Raw genomic sequence first — 16550 nt, 5'->3', positions numbered from 1 at the left:
TGGCGGGGCTGCGGGTCGTTTCGGGGCGGCGGGCGGCGACGAAGGGGTGTCGCGGGGCAGGGTGAAGTCGCGGGGCTCGGATCGTGTTCGGTTGGGCCGCAACCAGGTCGGTCGAAACATGAATACCTTGTACACCTGTGGGTGATGACGGCCTGGTCTACTTCGGGGATAATTGAGATACGTACAGGGACAGGAAATTCGTACAGGTGTCACCTTCGGTGAAAGCAGACTAAGACAGCCTCTGGCCGCCGACAAACCGACTTATTTCGAGGCACTCAGCCCCCATCGGGGGTTCCAGATCTCATCCCTTGCCATCGCCCGCAGCTGTCCGCGCCCCCGATGGGCCGTGATTGGGTGGACGATGTTCTGTAGGGGCCACCACCCCGATCAGAAGGTAGTGCCTTGCAGTGAGGCACTTGCGATTCGAGCAAGACCCGCCAGCGTGTCACCGGCACCGATCCCGAGCAGGGACCTCCCGACCTCGGCCATGCCGCCGAAGTTCGGTGTTCCCCCTTGAGATCAGCAGCCCGGCGAAGCGACAGGGCGGCGGAACGATCCCCGACACGATCGGAGTCCATGGCGGCTTCGACCGTCGCTCCGGCGTCGTTCATCCGCCGTCGACTTGCGTGCCTTCCGGGATGCTGTCGTGTTCGGGCTGGACGCCGCCGAGTGGCGCGGGGACCGTGAAGTCCTCGTCCGCTTCGACGCATTCGGGTCCGCCGCCGAGGGAGGCGTCGATGACGACCTGACCCAGGACCCGGTAGTAGAGGCCGATGCCGTCGTCGCGCACGGCGCTCACTCTCGAGAGGGCGCCCGTGTCGTCGCGGTCGACCTCGACCTCATGGCCCTCGGCCTTCCAGAACTCGGCCAGCGCCTCCGGGTAGGTCTCCCGCACCAGCGGGTCCTCCCAGCTCGATTCAGGGAACACGTAGGAGAGGTGGACGGTGTCATGTCCGTTGAGCGACTCGTTGCGGTCCACGCCGTGCAGGCACTCTTCGAGGTCGACGAGTCGCGACTGGAAGCCCGGGAAGTTCTCGAGCTCCGCGATCGACTCGGCGATGAAGCTCTCCATGGCGGCCAGTGCTTCGGTGTCGTTGAACTCCTCGTTCACTTGCGGCCCGGTGCATGCGGTGGCTGCCATTCCGAGCGCGAGTGCCGTGGCGGCGAGCCCGGCGCTCCTGGTGCGGGTCGCAGCAGGGGTTTCGGAGTCGTGCCCCGCTCTCCCGATTCCCCTGGTGCGGGTCACAGGGAGTCTTCGTATGAGTCGGGCGAGTCGAAGGGGTCGACCACGTCGGGGTCGGCCGGTATGCCTTCGGGGAAGTACTTGCCGACCTTGTCGTAGCGGCCGCCGGGCCTCACTCCCCCGGTGGGCGGGAGGTATTCGATTGCGTCGTGATCGCTGGCCGTCACCGGGCCGGACTGGACCCGGAGCACGGTGTAGCCCGCGGCCCAGTACCAGAGGGCGATGCCGTCGGGCCGGATCGCGACCAGGCTGCGGTCGACGCGGTCGGGTTTCTCCTTCACGGCGTCGCGGGTGATCCTGTAGCCCAGTGCGGTCCAGTGCTCGCGGAGCACGTCGAGGTAGGTCTCGCGGACCAGCGGCGTTCCGGAGTCGGGGAGGGAGAAGACGTAGGTGATCTCGACAATCGTGAACCCCTGCACGTCGATCCCGTTGTGGGTCGCGGGCAGCTCTCCCCAGATGCGCTCTTTGAAGCCGGGGAAGTCCGGGAGCACTGCGACGGCGTCCGCCGCCGCGGCCTCCATGGGCGCGTAAGCCTCGGCCTGGGTGTACTGCGGTTCAGGCGGGTTGTCCATGGCGTCCTCCAGGATGCTGTGGACCGGCGGCAGTGCGGCGAGGACGCGTTGCCATCGCGATCCGGGTCGGCGCGGGGTGCGTCATCGCTGTCCCGTGGCGATGTCGGCGAGGGTCTCGCGTCCGGCCATGTTGGTGTCGTCCCAGTAGGTGCTGTGGTTGTTGGCGTTCCAGGCGCCGGTGTCGCTGTGGTACGCGTTGCCGCCGAAGTCGTCGCCGGTGGGGTCGGCCCCGTGGAGGAAGTCCGGTGTGAGGTGGATCGGGTCGAGGGAGTTCCTGGTGGCCCAGACGTTGTCCTCGTCGACGCCGAGGGCGCTGGCGGTGTCGGTGCCGACGCCCGGGGAGGCGACGAAGACGAGGTTGTCGGCGTCGACGCCCTCCTTGGTGGCGGCGTGGCCGATCACGGTGGTGCCGTATGAGTGCCCGGTGAGGGTGTGGTTGGTGTCCTCCCGCCCGGTGGCGCTGAGGCCCTCGGTGAAGTTCTCGAGGTCTTCGCTCGCGCCGTCGGCCCATCGCTCCTGCATGGCCTCGGGCACGATCGTGTCGGGGGCGTCGTAGCCGAGCCAGGCGATGGTCGCGTTCGAGGTGTGGGGCGAGGAGAGTTGCGCGTCGCTCTGCATGGTCTCGGCGCGGTGGAGGAGGCCGCCGGCTCCGGAGAGGTTCGCGGTGGTGCCGGGGACGAGGGTGTTGACGTTGTCCGCGGTGTCGGGGTTGCCGATCGAGACGATCGCGCGGCCGTTGTCCTGGGTGCCGAATCCGAGCAGGTAGTACGGCTGCTGCGGTTCGGGGCCTTCGGCGAGGCGGGGAGTGCCGTCGTCGTTGGTGATGCGGTCTTGGAGTCCGGCGAGGTCGTTGCGGTCGCCTTTGAGGCCGTCGAGTGCTTCCTTGGCGTTCTGGTACTCGTCGGATTCGGGGTCGAGTCCTTGGAGTGCCTGCTCTTCGGCGGCGATCCGGGTGTCGAGTGCGTCGATGTCGCGGTCGAGGACGGTGCGATTGGCGGTGTCGCGGGCTTCGGTGGGGATGCCGTCGACGGGGCCGACCCATTCGGGGTGCTCGTCGATGAGGGCTCGGCGCTCGGTCTCGCTGAGCCCTTCCCACCACTGGTTGACCTGTTCGGGCGACAGGCCGGAGGTGCCGTCGGCGATGGCCTCGGCCTCGTCGGCGACCTCTTCGGTGACGCCTTCCTTGTAGTCGTCGACGAGGTCGTCGTAGGTCGCGCCGAGGTGGGGCGGGAGTTCGGCGGGGTTCTCGTGCATCTCGGCGAGGGCGGCTGCGGCTTCGTCGTCGGCGTCGTGGGCGCGAGACATGACGGCGCGGAGCCAGTCCTGGTACTGGCCGGCGAGGCCGATGGCGGTGCCGTAGAGGTCGACGCTGTCGAAGAGGACCTTGAGGGTGTCGATGTCCCAGAAGCCGTCGGGCTTCTTCACGCCGCACATGTCGCAGAGCCACTGCGGCGGGTTGAGGGTGAGGATCGCGCGGTGGAGGCCGCCGGAGAGGTTGACGTCGTATTCGCTGTGGGGGCCTTCGATGTCGAAGTCGTGCTGCTCGATGAGCGGGACGAGTTCTTTGAGCTCGTTCTGCTCCTTCTCGAACGCGTCGGCGGCTTCGAGGAGGGTGGTGGCGATGCGGGTGCTGGCGTAGTCGGAGAGGTCGTCCTCGTAGCGGTCGGCGGTCATGCCGATCTGGTCGCGCACCTGTGTGGCGGTGTCGGACTCGTAGTGCTCGGTGCCGAGGTGGCCTTCGATGACGTCGGTGCGCAGGCGCTCGGTGTGGGCGAGCTGCTGGTCGATGTAGGTCTTCCAGGTGTCGCCGAGGGTGCGGACGGCGCCGCAGTCGAGGTCGCGGAGGTGCTCCCAGGTCATTTCGCTCATGGGTCACCCGCCCCGCCGGGAGGAGGCGTTGGCGTTGGGGCGCTCGGGGTAGAGGTCGCCGGCGACGGATGCGAAGGTGCCGGCGTTGTAGTCGTCGACTTCGACCGCTTCTTCGGCGCAGACGGCGAGGTATTCGCCGGTGTTGCCGAGGAGGCCGCAGAATCCGCCGGCGCGGTGGACCCGCCACCATTCGCCGGCGGCTTCGAGGGCGGGGCCGAGCGCGGTGGCGGCGTCTTTGAGGGGGCCGGCGGCTTCGGTGTTGGCGGTGGCCATCGAGGCGGCCTGGCTGTCGGCTTCGGCTTCGATCTCGAAGAGGATCTCGACGGATTTGCGGACCTCGTCCGGGTCCATGGCGAAGACGTCAGCGCCGGCCATGGGCGGCCTTCGGGTACGGCGGAGTTACCTGGGACGCAAGGGGCATGGTTCGAGTCCTCGGGGGTCAGGAACGAATCTTTCGCTCACTATAACGACCCAAAGCAACACGGACCAGACTTGAATTCGGAGTGTCAGGCCTGTATGCGGGCGAGGACGCGTTTGGCGAACTCGCCCATCTGGCGCATCTCGGTGTCGTCGAGCTCGTCGAAGACGAGGCTGCGGACGAGCAAGACATGTCCGGGCGCGGCCTGGGCGAGGCGTTCGCGGCCGTCGTCGGTGAGGCGGGCGAGGGTGGAGCGGCCGTCGTCGGGGCAGGCGAAGCGCTCGATGAGGCCTTCGCTCTCGAGGCGGCGGGCGACGTGGGAGAGGCGGGAGAGCGAGCCGTTGCAGAGGAAGGCGAGGTCGCTCATGCGCATCGTGCCGCCTTCGGCGTGCTCGAGGCCGACGAGGACGCAGTACTCGAAATGGTTGAGGTCGGCGTCGCGGCGCAGCTGCACTTCGAGGGCTCCGGGGAGCCGCATGACGACGCCGATGAGCGCCAGCCAGGTCGTCATCTCCGCTTCGTCGAGCCAGGGCGCTTCATCACTCATGCAACAAGCTTAACTGGACTACTTGATACATCAAGAATCCCGCGCTAGGTTCGTTGAAGGTTCAACGATTCAGGAGTGAGCAGATGAGTGCCAGGCCCGGCGCCGCGTTCGACGCCTTCCTCGAGGCCACCGCGCCCGCCGCCGCCGAGCGCCGCGACTGGGCGCCCGAGGACGGCGCCCTCCCCGCGCTGTACCTGAGCCACGGCGCGCCGCCGCTGTTCGACGAGGCCGCGTGGATGGGCGAGCTCTTCGCCTGGGCGCAGGGCCTGCCGCGGCCCAAGGGCATCCTCATCGTCTCGGCCCATTGGGAGGCCGCGCCGCTCATGATCTCCAGCCCCGCGGCCGGGACCCCGCTCGTGTACGACTTCGGGGGCTTCCCCGAGCGGTACTTCCAGATGCGGTACGAGACGCCGGACGCGACCGCGATGGCGCGCCGGGTCGCCGCGGCGATGCCCGACTCCGAACCGCTGCACCAGCACGCGAGCCGCGGGCTCGACCACGGCGCGTGGGTGCCGCTCAAGGTCATGTACCCGGACGCGGACGTGCCGGTGCTGCAGATGTCGATCCCGACCCACGACCCGGACCGCCTCATGGCGATCGGGGCGCGGCTGCGGCCGCTGCGCGAGGAGGGCTACCTGGTGGTCGGGTCGGGGTTCATGACCCACGGCCTGCCGTTCCTGGACTTCCGCCGCCCCGAGAACGTGCCCGGCTGGTCCGCGGAGTTCGACGACTGGGCCGCGGACGCCTTGGCGCGCGGCGACATCGAGGAGCTGGCGCGCTATCGCTCGGAGGCACCGGGGATGCCGTACGCGCACCCGACTGTGGACCACTACGTGCCGCTGTTCGTGACCTATGGGGCCGCGAGCGAGCAGGAGCAGGCCGCGGCCACGGTGATCGACGGGTACTGGATGGGGCTCTCGAAGCGCTCGTTCCAACTGAACTGAGGCAGCCGGTCCCGAGCACCGGGCGGCCGCTGGGCCCGACCACGGGGCGGGCCCCACAGCCGCGGGCAGGTGATCGTCAAATCCCGGCCCGCACGCGCCGTCCGCGCCGCACCCACCATGCGGCCGGGCGGCGCACCTCTGCCCGCCTGCTTGCTGCGCCTTCTACTTGAAGCCGCGGTGCATGGCCACCGCGCCGCCGGCGAGGTTGCGCCAGGCGACCTTCCGGAAGCCGGCCTTGACGATGCGGTCGGCGAACTCGGCCTGGTCGGGCCAGGCCATCGTCGTGTCGGAGAGGTACTGGTACGCCTCCGGGTCGGAGGCCACGCGCGAGGCGACCTTCGGCAGCACGTGCTTGACGAACACGCCGTGGGCCTTGCGGTAGGGCTTCCAGACCGGCTGGGAGACCTCGCACAGGACCATCCGGCCGCCGGGCGCGAGGACGCGGCGGATCTCGGTGAGGCAGGCGTCGAGGTCGACGACGTTGCGGATGAAGAAGGAGCCGGTGACGGCGTTGAACGCGTCGTCGGCGAACGGCAGGCGCAGCGCGTCGGCGTTCACCAGCGGCACCTGGCGGTCCCTGTGGTGCTTGAGCATCTCGAGGGAGAAGTCGACGCCCACGACGTCGGCGCCCGACTTCGCGAGCTCGGCCGTGGAGACGCCGGTGCCCGCGCCGAGGTCGAGGCAGCGCTCGCCCGGCTGGAGGCTCAGGGCCTCGCGGGTCGCCTTGCGCCACCGCTTGTCCTGCCCGGCGACCATCACGGTGTTGGTGCGGTCGTAGCCCGGCGCGACCCGGTCGAACATCGCCGCGATGCGGCCGGGTTCTTTACGCGGGGTATTCGCTTCGTTCGCCTCGATCACTCGCACAGCCTTGCACACGGGAAACAGAAAATCCGCCGGAGCCCTGTCGGTGTGGGCCCCGGCGGATCAAGGGGTTATATCGGACGCGCGCGGGGTAACGCGGCGCGGGCGGCCCTGAGGGAGCAGGGAGCCGCTCGCTCGCCCTGGAGCAGAGCTGCGGAGTGAATTCCGGGATGGGGTGACTGGAACGCCTGGGGCGCACCGGAAGGCGATGCGTTGCGCTCGGGCGAGCGGTGCATGGCGCCTCCTTGTCGGGTCCGGTTCACCAGTGGCGCGGACCGGTGTCCATCCCGGCTGGGATGACCCTGAGAGATCCCTCAAGTGCGGTCTGCGCTACACGACCACATTGACGCATGGAAGCTGTGATGTCGATCTATGAAACCGAACCGTTATCCCGTGTAACCCTACCGATAGCAACGGCGTGCCGGTTGTCACAGAGAGCGACGCACTCGTAGGCCTTCGTCGGATAACCGCTGGTTCCACCGGTTTGCGGGCCGGTGTCCCGCTTGACGGAGGCAATAAAAAACGGCGGGGCGCGCATGCGCGCCCCGCCTTCTCCAGGGGATACACAGAGAGGCGAGCCTCTCCGGTGAAGGAAGTCGTTCAGCCTGCGTTCAGGCCCTATTCAGCATCGCGGATGCGGGGCCGATCGACAAGCGACGAGATCGAAGCGTTATTCACGGTCTACCGCTGGATGAGACTGCCTTTAAGCACCGTGGCGGTGCAGTTTCCGGCCGCGCCGTTCACGAGCGCCGTGTACGGGTCGCCTTCGGTGTCGACGTCGAAGACCGCGAGGTCGGCGCGGTTGCCGACCTTGATGGCCCCGATGTCGTCCCGGCCGAGGGCCTTCGCGCCGCCCTCGGTGGCCGCGCGGACCAGCCACTCGTTCAGGCCCTCGCCGCCGTCACCCTGGGCCAGCGCGAGCTTGCGCAGCAGCGGCCATTCGGCGGCGACGTCAAGGTCGGGGCTGGAAGCTCGCGAGTCGGTGCCGATCGCCACAACGTTGCCTTCGGCACGGTAGGCCGCGACGGGCGGCTCCCCGGCTTCGAGGCGGGCGTTCGAGCGGGCGCAGAGCGCGACCGGGGTGCCGAGGTTGCGGAGGATCTCGCGGTCGGCCTTGTCGAGGTGGACCCCGTGCGCGACATGCGAATCGGCGCCGAGCCAGCCGACCTTCTCCATGTGGGCGGCCGGGGAGAGCCCGGTGCCGCCGTCCGCGATCTCGAGCGCGAGACCGGCGCGGCGGTTCATGAACGCGAACGGGCCGGAGCCGCGGCGCACGAACATGTCCTCGTGCATGGTCTCGGCGAGGTGCGGGTGGAGGCGGATGTCGAGGGTGCGCGCGAGCTCGGCGAGGCTCTTGCCGACCTCGGTGCCCAGCGTGTACAGGGTGTGCGGGCTGATGCCCACGGCCACGTCCGAGTTGTTGACGGCCCGGCTGTCGGTGACGATCTCGCGCCACGCGCTCCGGTTGCCCTCCCAGCGGGCGCCGTCGATGAAGCACGCCTCCCAGTACGCGACCCCGGCCAGGTCCGAGGCGAAGAGCGGCTCGAAACCGGCTGCGGGCGTGACGATGTCGGCGACGGCGGTGACCCCGTGCGCGATCGACTCGTCGATGCCGAGCTGGACGGAGGCCTTCCAGGCCTCATCGGCGGTCGTGGGGTTGCGGCGCGCGAAGTCCTGGATCCACTCGAAGAACTCCTTCTCGTTGCCGTACATGTCGGCGAACGCGGAGTAGCACAAGTGGGTGTGGGCGTTGACGAGCCCGGGGGTGAGCACGCCGTCGAAAGCGGTGGTCGATTCGGCTTCGGGGGCGTCGGCGGCGGGGCCGACGTAGGCGATCCGCCCGTCGTCGACCCCGACCGCGCCCTCGCGAATCGGCTCGTCCGCAACAGGGACGACGACAGGGGCGGTGTATACGTGCATGGAACCGAGCTTACTCAGCCCCAGTGGACTCCAGCGCGGCGTACGCGGGGCGGATGACCTCGGCGAGGATCCGGCGGCGCTCCGGGTGGTGCAGGAACGAGGCCTTCATCGCGTTCTCCGTGCAGCGCTTGACCTCGGCCCAGCCCCAGCCGAACGTCTCGGAGAGGATCTGGAACTCGCGGGAGACGCTGGTGCGGCTCTGGAGGCGGTTGTCGTTGTTCACCGTGACGCGGAACCCGAGGTCGTAGAGGGCCTTGATCGGGTGCGTCTCGATCGACTCGGCGCCCTCCGTCTGGAGGTTCGAGGACGGCGCGACCTCGAGGGCGATCCGGCGGTCGCGGATGTAGTGCGCGAGATTCGAGAGCTTCGCCTCGTCGCCGGTGAGGTCGATGTCCTTGATGAGCTGCACGCCGTGGCCGATGCGGTTCGCGCCGCACACGGCGACCGCGCCCCAGATCGACTCGGGGCCGCAGGACTCCCCGGCGTGGATGGTGAACGGCATGTTCTCGCGGCGCAGGTAGTCGAACGCCTCGACGTGCCGCTCGGCCGGGTTGCCGATCTCGCCGCCGGCGATGTCGAATCCGACGACGCCCTTGTCGCGGTAGGCGACCGCGAGCTCGGCGATCTCCTTGGTGCGGTCGGCGTGGCGCATGCCGCACAGGAGGGTGCGCACGGTGATGGGGCTGCCCGCGGCGGCGGCGAGGCGCTGGCCCTCTTCGAATCCGGCGAGGGTGGCCTCGACGACCTCTTCGAGGCTGAGGCCGGCGAGGAGCTGCTGCTCGGGGGCGTACCGGAGTTCGGCGTAGACGACGCCGTCGGCGGCGAGGTCCTGGGCGGCTTCGGAGGCGACGCGGAAGCAGTCGTCGGCGCGCTGCATGACGGCGACGGTGTGCGCGAAGGTCTCGAGGTAGCGCTCGAGGGTGCCGGAGTCGGCGGCCTCGAAGAACCAGTTCTTCAGGGCCTCAGGCTCGTGGGCGGGCAGGGGGTGCCCGATCTCGTCGGCGATCTCGATGATCGTCTGGGGGCGCAGGCCGCCGTCGAGGTGCTCGTGGAGGACGACTTTGGGGGCCTTGCGGATGGCGTCTTGGGTCAGCGCGGTCTTCGGCAGTTCAGGCGAATTCATCCCATGAATATAGTCAGCCGCTTTCGCGGGCCTGCCTCACAGCCGCACTTCATCCCAGTGGACGGGCCGCTCGTCGGCGAAGACCACGGCCCATTCGAGGGCCCAGCGGCGGTGCCAGACCAGGTTGTCGTCGACGCCGCGGGGCGGGGCCTGCCCGGCGCGGCGGGCCTGGTCGCAGATCCAGTCGAGGCAGTAGTAGAGGTCGAGCATCTCGGCGATCACCGCGGGGTCGCGCGTGGGCGTGAGCTGGCGGTCGCGCCAGGCGCCGAAGGTCTCGGGGCGGCGCAGGTCCGGGAGCAGCTCGGGGAGTTCTTCGCTGCAGGGCACGGCCGGGTCGAGGTGGTCGACGAGGCCGAGCAGCCACGAGACGGTGTAGAGGCTCTCGAGCTGGTCGGCGTAGCGGGCGCGTTCGCCGCGGCCGCAGGCGATGAAGCCCCATTCGTCCGGGGAGAGGTGGTCGAGGACGTGCGCGTCGAGGAGCCAGCGCATCGCCAGTTCCTCGGGCATGTCGAAGACGCGGGCCTGGACGATGTTGAGGATCGCGGCGCGGGCCTCGACGTGGCCGCGGGGGCGCAGTCGCGGGAGCTGGCCGGCGGGGAAGGGGAGGGGGAACTGCGAGGGGGGCGCAGGTATGCCGAGCGCAGTGAGTCCGTCCACTGTGCGCAGTCGAACGCTTCGCTGGTCTGAGATCGCCGTCGGCATAGGGCTCCCTACCACTTTGGGGGTTCACCGGTGGGGGTGAATGCGCGTTCACTAGGAAGGGTGATTGTGAAGAACTGTAGCGTCCACCACATGTCCGAGTCAACGCGGGCACAGGAAATCTTTAAGGTTCTATCTACGTATTACGCAGGTGTTTCACTCCTACCGCGCGTGAGTCGCAAGTGTCCCCAGGGGCGAAGTGAACTCATCGGTAACCGCGTCCGTTCGACACCGCTTCGACGATGAAGGGACGGGTTCGGCACGATCCGCCGCAATCACGGGCAACCCCGTCCACAACGGTCCGCGCACCGGAACCCGCCGCTCCAGGACGCCGGCCGCGCCGCCCCCGCGCAAGGAGTCGCGCGACGCAGCGGCCGCAGCCTGAACACCGTTGCACCGCAATACGAAACCGCTCCCCAGGCGACACCGCCCGCTCCCCGAGGGTCCGGCCTGCGCAATCCGGGACGCGCCGGGCATGCTTGTACCGTGAGCACTCCCCAGGTCTTCGGCGACCGGTACCGGCTCGTCCGGCCCGTGGGCGCCGGCGGCATGGGCCGGGTCTGGCAGGGCCTCGACCTCCACCTCGAACGCGAAGTCGCCGTCAAGGTCGTCAAACCCGACCTCCTCGACGGCCCCCAGCGGCACGAGGCCGCCGCCCGCTTCCGCCGCGAAGCCCGCGTCACCGCCCAGATCCAGCACCCCGGCGTCCCCGCCATCTTCGACGCCGGACTCGACGAGGCCTCCGGCGAGCTCTACCTCGTCATGGCCTACCTCCCCGGCCTCAACCTCCGCGACCTCCTCGACGAGACCGGCGCGCTCCCCGGCGACTGGACCCTCGCCGTCGGCGCGCAGCTCGCCTCCGTCCTCGCCGCCGCCCACGCGAAGCAGGTCGTCCACCGCGACCTCAAGCCCGCCAACATCATCGTCGGCCCCGAAGGCCTCGTGCACGTCGTCGACTTCGGCATCGCCGCCGTCCTCGAACCCGACGTCTCCCGCCTCACCATGACCGGCGACAAGCCCGGCACCCTCAACTACATGGCCCCCGAGCAGATCCGCGCCCAGCCCGCCGGGCCCGCCGCCGACCTCTACGCCCTCGGCGCGCTCCTCTACGAGATGGCCACGGGCGAACGGCTCTTCGCCGACCGCGGCTCCGCCTACGAGGTCCAGACCGCGCACCTCAAGGAACTGCCCGACCCCGTGCGCCGCCACCGCCCCGACCTGCCCGCCGAACTCGACGGCCTCGTCTCCCGCCTCCTCTCGAAGGAACCCGCCGAACGCGGCTCCGACGCCGCCGCGATCCACTTGCGACTCGCCGCCCTCCTCGCCGCCGCTCCGGCCTCCAACGCTCCCGCACACGACTGCGGCGACCCGACCTGGCCGTTCCGGGCGCCCCTCGCCCCCGCCCGGGTCGCGGCGCTCGCCGCCTCGCAGACCGCGGTCGCCACCGCACCGCACGGGCGCGACCGCATCGCCGAGGCCGACCGGGCCTTCGGCATGGGCGACTACAACGGCGCACTGAGCGCGTTCCGGGCCCTCGCCAAGGACTTCGAGAGCCCCGACCCGGCGCTGGCCCTGCACTGCCAGATGCGGGCCGCGCAATGCCTTGCGGCCCTTGGGAATGCCGCGAGCGCGCTGACCGGGCTCACGCGGGTCATCGAGCGGCAGCGGCGCCTGGAGGGCGACCGGGCCCGGTCCACGCTGCGGTCGCGCCGCATCGCGGCCGACCTGCTCGCCGTTCTGGGCCGAGGCCCGGAGGCGCACCGCGAGCTGTCCACTGTGGTTCACGAGATGGCCGCGGCGCTCGGCCCGGCCGATGCCGATACCATCGAAGCCGAACGGCTGCTGCGGACCTGGTCCGCTCCGTCCCCGATGGGTCCCGCGTGGCCGGTGCCGCCCCCCGCCTCGCCTGGGAGTCCTCCTCGATGACCGCCCTCGGTCCCTATGCCCCGCCCACCGACGACGTGAAACTCCGCAACCGCAGGCGCTGGGCCGCGGTCGGCACGTTCGCCTGGGCCCTCATGCCGCTGCTCACCTGCGGCTTCGGGGCGCCGATCGCGTTCGCGATCGCGCTGAGCCGCCGCCGCGACGCCCTGACGATCGTCTCGCTGGTCGTGTACTCGGCCCTGATCCTCCTCGGCTGCGGCGTCATCGCGGCCCATGATCTGACGCCGCCGCAATGGGTCACGCTCGTGTTCAACACCGTGATCACCATCAGCGCGTTCGGTGCGACGGTGCATCTGCTGCTGATCCGGTCGATGGTGTGGGCGCCGCCCGAGCGGTCGCAGGTGCCGGTGGCGCGGTTGTCCAGCATGGAGGTCGTGGACCGGGCGCGGAAGCTGCGCGAGCAGGCCCGCCGCACGGCCGAGGCGGATCCGATGCTGGCGAAGCGGCTCGGGATCGGGCGGCCGGACCTGCCGCGCCAGTTCGACGACGGCGGCCTGGTCGACTTGAACCACGCCCCGCTGCCGGTGCTCATGACCCTGCCGGGGGTGACCGAGCGCAGCGCGCGGCAGATCCAGGACTGGGTGGAGCAGTCCGGGCCGTTCGGCAGTCTCGGCGAGGTCATGCTCGTGATCGAGATCAGCCCGACCTTCGAGCACCACCTGCGCGAGTACTGCGTCTTCATTCCCTAAGCGCGCCAGGCACATAGGCAAGCGAAAGGCCCCGAGACCGGAGTCTCGGGGCCGAACGTCTGTGCGCGCTAGAGCAACGCGCGAGGCCGGGCCGGAGCCCGACAGGGGTTTACTCGACGCAGAACACCGAAGCGGTGCGGCCGAACTGGTCCTCCATGGGGACGTAGCTGGCGGTGCACTCGGCGGCGAGGGCCTCGGCGTCGACGGTCGCCCACTCGGCCTGCGGCACCTCGATGACGGAGGTGATCACGGTGTCGCCCGCGGCGCAGTCGATGGTGCCGTAGTTCCACTGGGTGGTGGCGAGCAGCGTGCACTCGCCGGCGGCCGAGGGCACGGTCGGAGTGACGCCTTCGCTGCTCGGGATGCCGTTGGCCTCGACGCAGAAGGCGTAGTCGACGGCCAGGGTGGTCTCGTTGTAGATCATGCTCCAGTCGGTCCAGGTCGCACCCGGGACCTGCGCGCCGACGGTCTCGCCGCACATGTCGTAGATCGGCTGCGGGTCCTCGACGCCGGTGCCGTCCGCGGTGGCGGTGACGGCCGGGTCGGCCTCGATCGCGGTGATGGTCCAGAACGCGGCCGGGTCGGAGCAGTCGATGGCGAAGACCGACCGGTCGGCGCCGAGCATCTCTTCGGGGAGACAGTCGCCGGCTTTGGCTTCTGCCACGGCGTCGACCTGGTCGGCGCTGACCTCGGTGTCGCTCGTGCTGTCGGACGCGGCGTCCTCGAGGAGGCCGCAGCCGGAGAGGGCGACGCTGCCCGCGAGGGCGACGCCGCCGATGGCGAGGATTCGGCGGATGGGACCGAAGGTCTCGGAGTTGAGGTTCATGAGCTGCTTTCTGTGGGTCACCGCCGATCGGGTGGGGCGGTGCTAGGGAATTCAGCGCGACGATATGGGAGGGACTCAACTACCGAGGCGGCAGGGATCGTCACGACGCCGGCCGTCACGCTTCTGACCTGGGATTTTGCGGCGATCACGGATTGGCGCGGCGTCCGTCATGGCGAGGATCACTATGGTTGCAATTCGGTCAAGCTGCCAGGAAACTCGACTGCTTCCCGGGATTGCTTGGGGCGCAAAGGAGGACGCGGGTTCCGCCCAATGGTCACCGCGTCCTCCGGCCTGCGGGCGCTCAGCCGATCTCGACGAAGTACTGGGTGCCGTCGAAGCTCAGGATGTCCTCGAAGTAGAGGAGGTACTGGTCGGCGCCGGACGGGACCTCGACGCAGGCCGAGCCCGAGGAGGTGCCGCCGCTGGAGACGTCGGGGACGAGGGTGATCTCGTTCTCGACGGTGTTCATGCAGTCGATGCTGTCGTAGAAGGTGCCGTCGGCCCAGACGCCGAAGGTCACGTCGAGCCACAGCGAGCCGGTCTCGGTGCCGTTGTACGTGCCGTCGAGGGTGATCAGGCTCTGCTGGAAGCCCTCGGCCGGAGGCGCGTTGAACTCGTCGCCCGAGACGATCGCGTCCGTCGCGTCGAGGGTGGCCTCGGAGGCGGTGACGCTCCAGTCGCCGACCTCCAGGGTGGAGCCGGCCGCGAGCGGGGCCTCGGGGCTGGTGCCGTCGCCCGCCGGGGCCTCGGCTTCCGCCTCGGTTTGGGCGCCGGCTTCTTCGGCGGCGTTCGTGGTGTCACCCGAGCCGGTGTCCTCAGCGCCGCAAGCGGAGAGGGCGGCGAGGGCGATGAGGCCGGCGCCGGAGGCGGCGAGGAGGCGCTTCGAGATCTCGGGGAATTCGAGGTTCATGATCTACCTTCTGTGGAGTGGTGTTCGTAGTTCAAATCTTGTGAACTCACTTCACGAGTTTAAATGACTGTGTCGAGTCTCCGCAACGGGGGGTGGGTTACGATTCGATAAATCCAGACAGGGGAGCCGCATGACCACCCGTGACGCCAGTTCCGGCGAGACCATCACGCTGACCGACCTCGCCCGACTCGCGGGCGTCGGCCGCAACGCCGTCAGCAACTGGCGCCGCCGCGAAACCGACTTCCCTGAGCCCGTGGACGAATCGTCCCGCCGCCCCCGGTTCGACCTTCACGAACTCGAGCAGTGGGCCGAACGGCACGGCCGCAGACTCGACATCACCGGCGCCGACCGGCTCTGGTTCACCCTCGCCGGAGCCCACCCCACCGCCGAAGCCGCACTCGGCGCGGTCGCCGCGGCCTTCAGCGGCAGCGAACCCGCGATCGCCGACCAGCTCAAGGACTTGCAACGCGAGACCCCCGCCTCCGACCTGTTCGAGTTCTTCATCGAACGCGCCCGCGAAGCCGCCGGCACCGGCGTCCCGCCCGGCATCGCCCCCCTCGCCGACATCGCCGCCGCCGTCACCCAAGGCCTCACGCGCCCCGCGGTCCACGACCCCGCCTGCGACGAAGGCGACCTCCTCGCCGAAACCGCCCGCCGCACCGGCCCCTGCCGCATCCTCAGTGGACAAGACCTCTCCGCGCCCCGCACCGCCATCGCCGAACAGCGCCTCAGACTCCTCGACGACAACGCCGAAGTCGTTGCACGCGTAGGCGACTCACTCCTCCAATCCCTGCCGGGCGAACGATACGACCTCGTGGTCTGCGACCCTCCGTTCAACGTCAAGGACAGCGGCACCAACCAGTACGCCGTCGGCGACGACCCGCGCCTCGCCTACGGCACCCCGCCCCGCACCGAACCCGAACTCGCCTGGGCCCTCCACTGCATCGCACTCCTCGCCCCCGGCGGCCACGCCGTCGTACGCATGCCCGCCCAAGTCGCCCACCGCCGCACCGGACGACGCATCCGCTCCGAACTCCTCCGCTGGGGCGCCCTCCGCGCCGTCGTCGACTCCCCGGAAGCCAAGGCGCACATCTGGATCCTCGCCCCCCGCGGCGAGACCACCCAACTCCTCGTCTCCGGCGGCGCCGACTTCGCCGACGCCTGGCGGCAGTTCACCACCGCACCGGACGCGCCCATCACCACCACCGACTCGACCACGGTCCCGCTCATGCGGCTATGGGACGAAGACGTCGACATCTCCCCCGCCGTCTACCTCGCCAGCACCACCGGCAACGCCGCGAGCCTCGCAGAATCCGTGGCAGGCCTCGGCGAACGCCTGGAGGGTCTTGCGCGGCACCCGCTGCCGCGCTTCGGCATCGGGGCCGAAGAAAGCGCACCCGAGACGAGCCTCGCCGACCTGGAACGCGGCGGACACCTGGCCATCGTCCCCGGAAGCAACACCGAACCCGTTGAGCCGCAAGGACCCACCGAAGACACCAGATGCGTGATCGTCGACCCGGTGGGCGAACCCCAAGTCCGCCTCGGCCGCCGCTCAGAAACCACCGAAACACAGTGGACCGTCGTCTGCGAGCCCACAGTCGACCTCGGCTGGATCGCCGCCGCGCTGGCCGCGCGCCTCCCGACCGCGACGAAGCGCACCGCCACTGGCGCGAAGCGGCGCCTGCTCTCAGTGAAGATCCCCAGGATCACCCTCGCCGAACAGCAGCGGCGCGGCGCGGCGTACACGGCCCTGGAAGACCTCCGGGCCGCCCTCGCCCAAGCGGAGGCGGAGGCAGAAGCCCTCGCAGCCGAGGCCGCGGCGGGCCTGGTCTCGGGCACGGTGACCATAGAGGACTGAAGACGGTTTCGGGTCGCCCGGTGTGGTGCGGGAGCGCCGGTCCGCGGCGACGCCGCGCCCGGCCTATAGGGCATGCCCCTTCCCACCCGCATCCACCTCCGACCAACCGAAGAAATGAGACGACTGT

The 16550-nt window shown here is 69.7% G+C and carries 15 protein-coding genes; 4 read left to right on the top strand and 11 right to left on the bottom strand.

Going from position 1 to position 16550, the window contains the following annotated elements; all coding sequences use genetic code 11:
• Positions 1 to 607 precede the first annotated feature (607 nt).
• The 5 genes from O2L52_RS18320 to O2L52_RS18300 all read right to left on the bottom strand — a co-directional run bounded on the left by O2L52_RS18320 (position 608) and on the right by O2L52_RS18300 (position 4649).
• Positions 608 to 1141, bottom strand: a complete 534-nt coding sequence (locus tag O2L52_RS18320) for a hypothetical protein (protein WP_270117277.1) — start codon at positions 1139 to 1141, stop codon at positions 608 to 610.
• A 101-nt stretch (positions 1142 to 1242) separates the two neighbouring features.
• Complete coding sequence (locus tag O2L52_RS18315) at positions 1243 to 1815, bottom strand: hypothetical protein (RefSeq protein ID WP_270117276.1); 573 nt, start codon at positions 1813 to 1815, stop codon at positions 1243 to 1245.
• 81 nt (positions 1816 to 1896) lie between these two features.
• Positions 1897 to 3684 (bottom strand): alpha/beta hydrolase, encoded by a 1788-nt coding sequence (locus O2L52_RS18310; RefSeq protein ID WP_270117275.1) that lies wholly within the window; start codon positions 3682 to 3684, stop codon positions 1897 to 1899.
• A 3-nt stretch (positions 3685 to 3687) separates the two neighbouring features.
• A complete protein-coding gene (locus tag O2L52_RS18305) occupies positions 3688 to 4059 on the bottom strand; it encodes a hypothetical protein (protein WP_270117274.1) in 372 nt (123 codons plus the stop codon).
• 131 nt (positions 4060 to 4190) lie between these two features.
• On the bottom strand, positions 4191 to 4649 hold the full coding sequence (locus tag O2L52_RS18300) for a MarR family winged helix-turn-helix transcriptional regulator (protein WP_270117273.1): 459 nt from the start codon (positions 4647 to 4649) through the stop codon (positions 4191 to 4193).
• Positions 4650 to 4732: 83 nt separating this feature from the next.
• Here O2L52_RS18300 and O2L52_RS18295 point away from each other — a divergent pair, with 83 nt between their 5' ends.
• Entirely contained in the window at positions 4733 to 5593 is an 861-nt protein-coding gene (locus tag O2L52_RS18295; protein ID WP_270117272.1) for a dioxygenase family protein, read from the top strand.
• Positions 5594 to 5755: 162 nt separating this feature from the next.
• Here O2L52_RS18295 and O2L52_RS18290 read toward each other — a convergent pair whose 3' ends face one another.
• The 4 genes from O2L52_RS18290 to O2L52_RS18275 all read right to left on the bottom strand — a co-directional run bounded on the left by O2L52_RS18290 (position 5756) and on the right by O2L52_RS18275 (position 10154).
• Positions 5756 to 6394, bottom strand: a complete 639-nt coding sequence (locus O2L52_RS18290) for a class I SAM-dependent methyltransferase (protein WP_344473594.1) — start codon at positions 6392 to 6394, stop codon at positions 5756 to 5758.
• Positions 6395 to 7135: 741 nt separating this feature from the next.
• Positions 7136 to 8374 carry an amidohydrolase family protein gene (locus O2L52_RS18285; RefSeq protein WP_270117269.1) on the bottom strand — a complete coding sequence of 413 codons (1239 nt, stop codon included), beginning with the start codon at positions 8372 to 8374 and terminating at the stop codon, positions 7136 to 7138.
• Between the two features lie 10 nt (positions 8375 to 8384).
• Positions 8385 to 9497 (bottom strand): adenosine deaminase, encoded by a 1113-nt coding sequence (locus O2L52_RS18280; RefSeq protein WP_270117268.1) that lies wholly within the window; start codon positions 9495 to 9497, stop codon positions 8385 to 8387.
• 36 nt (positions 9498 to 9533) lie between these two features.
• Positions 9534 to 10154, bottom strand: a complete 621-nt coding sequence (locus O2L52_RS18275; protein WP_270117267.1) for a DUF4272 domain-containing protein — start codon at positions 10152 to 10154, stop codon at positions 9534 to 9536.
• A 528-nt stretch (positions 10155 to 10682) separates the two neighbouring features.
• Between O2L52_RS18275 and O2L52_RS18270 the strand changes: the two genes are divergently transcribed.
• Positions 10683 to 12122 (top strand): serine/threonine-protein kinase, encoded by a 1440-nt coding sequence (locus tag O2L52_RS18270; protein ID WP_270117266.1) that lies wholly within the window; start codon positions 10683 to 10685, stop codon positions 12120 to 12122.
• Complete coding sequence (locus tag O2L52_RS18265; protein ID WP_270117265.1) at positions 12119 to 12829, top strand: ComEA family DNA-binding protein; 711 nt, start codon at positions 12119 to 12121, stop codon at positions 12827 to 12829. Before O2L52_RS18270 ends, O2L52_RS18265 begins: the two co-directional genes overlap by 4 nt.
• 109 nt (positions 12830 to 12938) lie before the next feature.
• Here O2L52_RS18265 and O2L52_RS18260 read toward each other — a convergent pair whose 3' ends face one another.
• Complete coding sequence (locus tag O2L52_RS18260; RefSeq protein ID WP_270117264.1) at positions 12939 to 13655, bottom strand: hypothetical protein; 717 nt, start codon at positions 13653 to 13655, stop codon at positions 12939 to 12941.
• A 301-nt stretch (positions 13656 to 13956) separates the two neighbouring features.
• Positions 13957 to 14565: a hypothetical protein gene (locus O2L52_RS18255; RefSeq protein ID WP_270117263.1), complete on the bottom strand. Its 609-nt coding sequence runs from the start codon at positions 14563 to 14565 to the stop codon at positions 13957 to 13959.
• Between the two features lie 130 nt (positions 14566 to 14695).
• Between O2L52_RS18255 and O2L52_RS18250 the strand changes: the two genes are divergently transcribed.
• Positions 14696 to 16423: an N-6 DNA methylase gene (locus tag O2L52_RS18250; RefSeq protein ID WP_270117262.1), complete on the top strand. Its 1728-nt coding sequence runs from the start codon at positions 14696 to 14698 to the stop codon at positions 16421 to 16423.
• The last annotated feature ends 127 nt before the right edge of the window (positions 16424 to 16550 follow it).

It is taken from the genome of Glycomyces algeriensis (assembly GCF_027622855.1).
GTDB lineage: Bacteria > Actinomycetota > Actinomycetes > Mycobacteriales > Micromonosporaceae > Glycomyces > Glycomyces algeriensis.
This window is presented reverse-complemented; position numbering and strand designations above follow the sequence as displayed.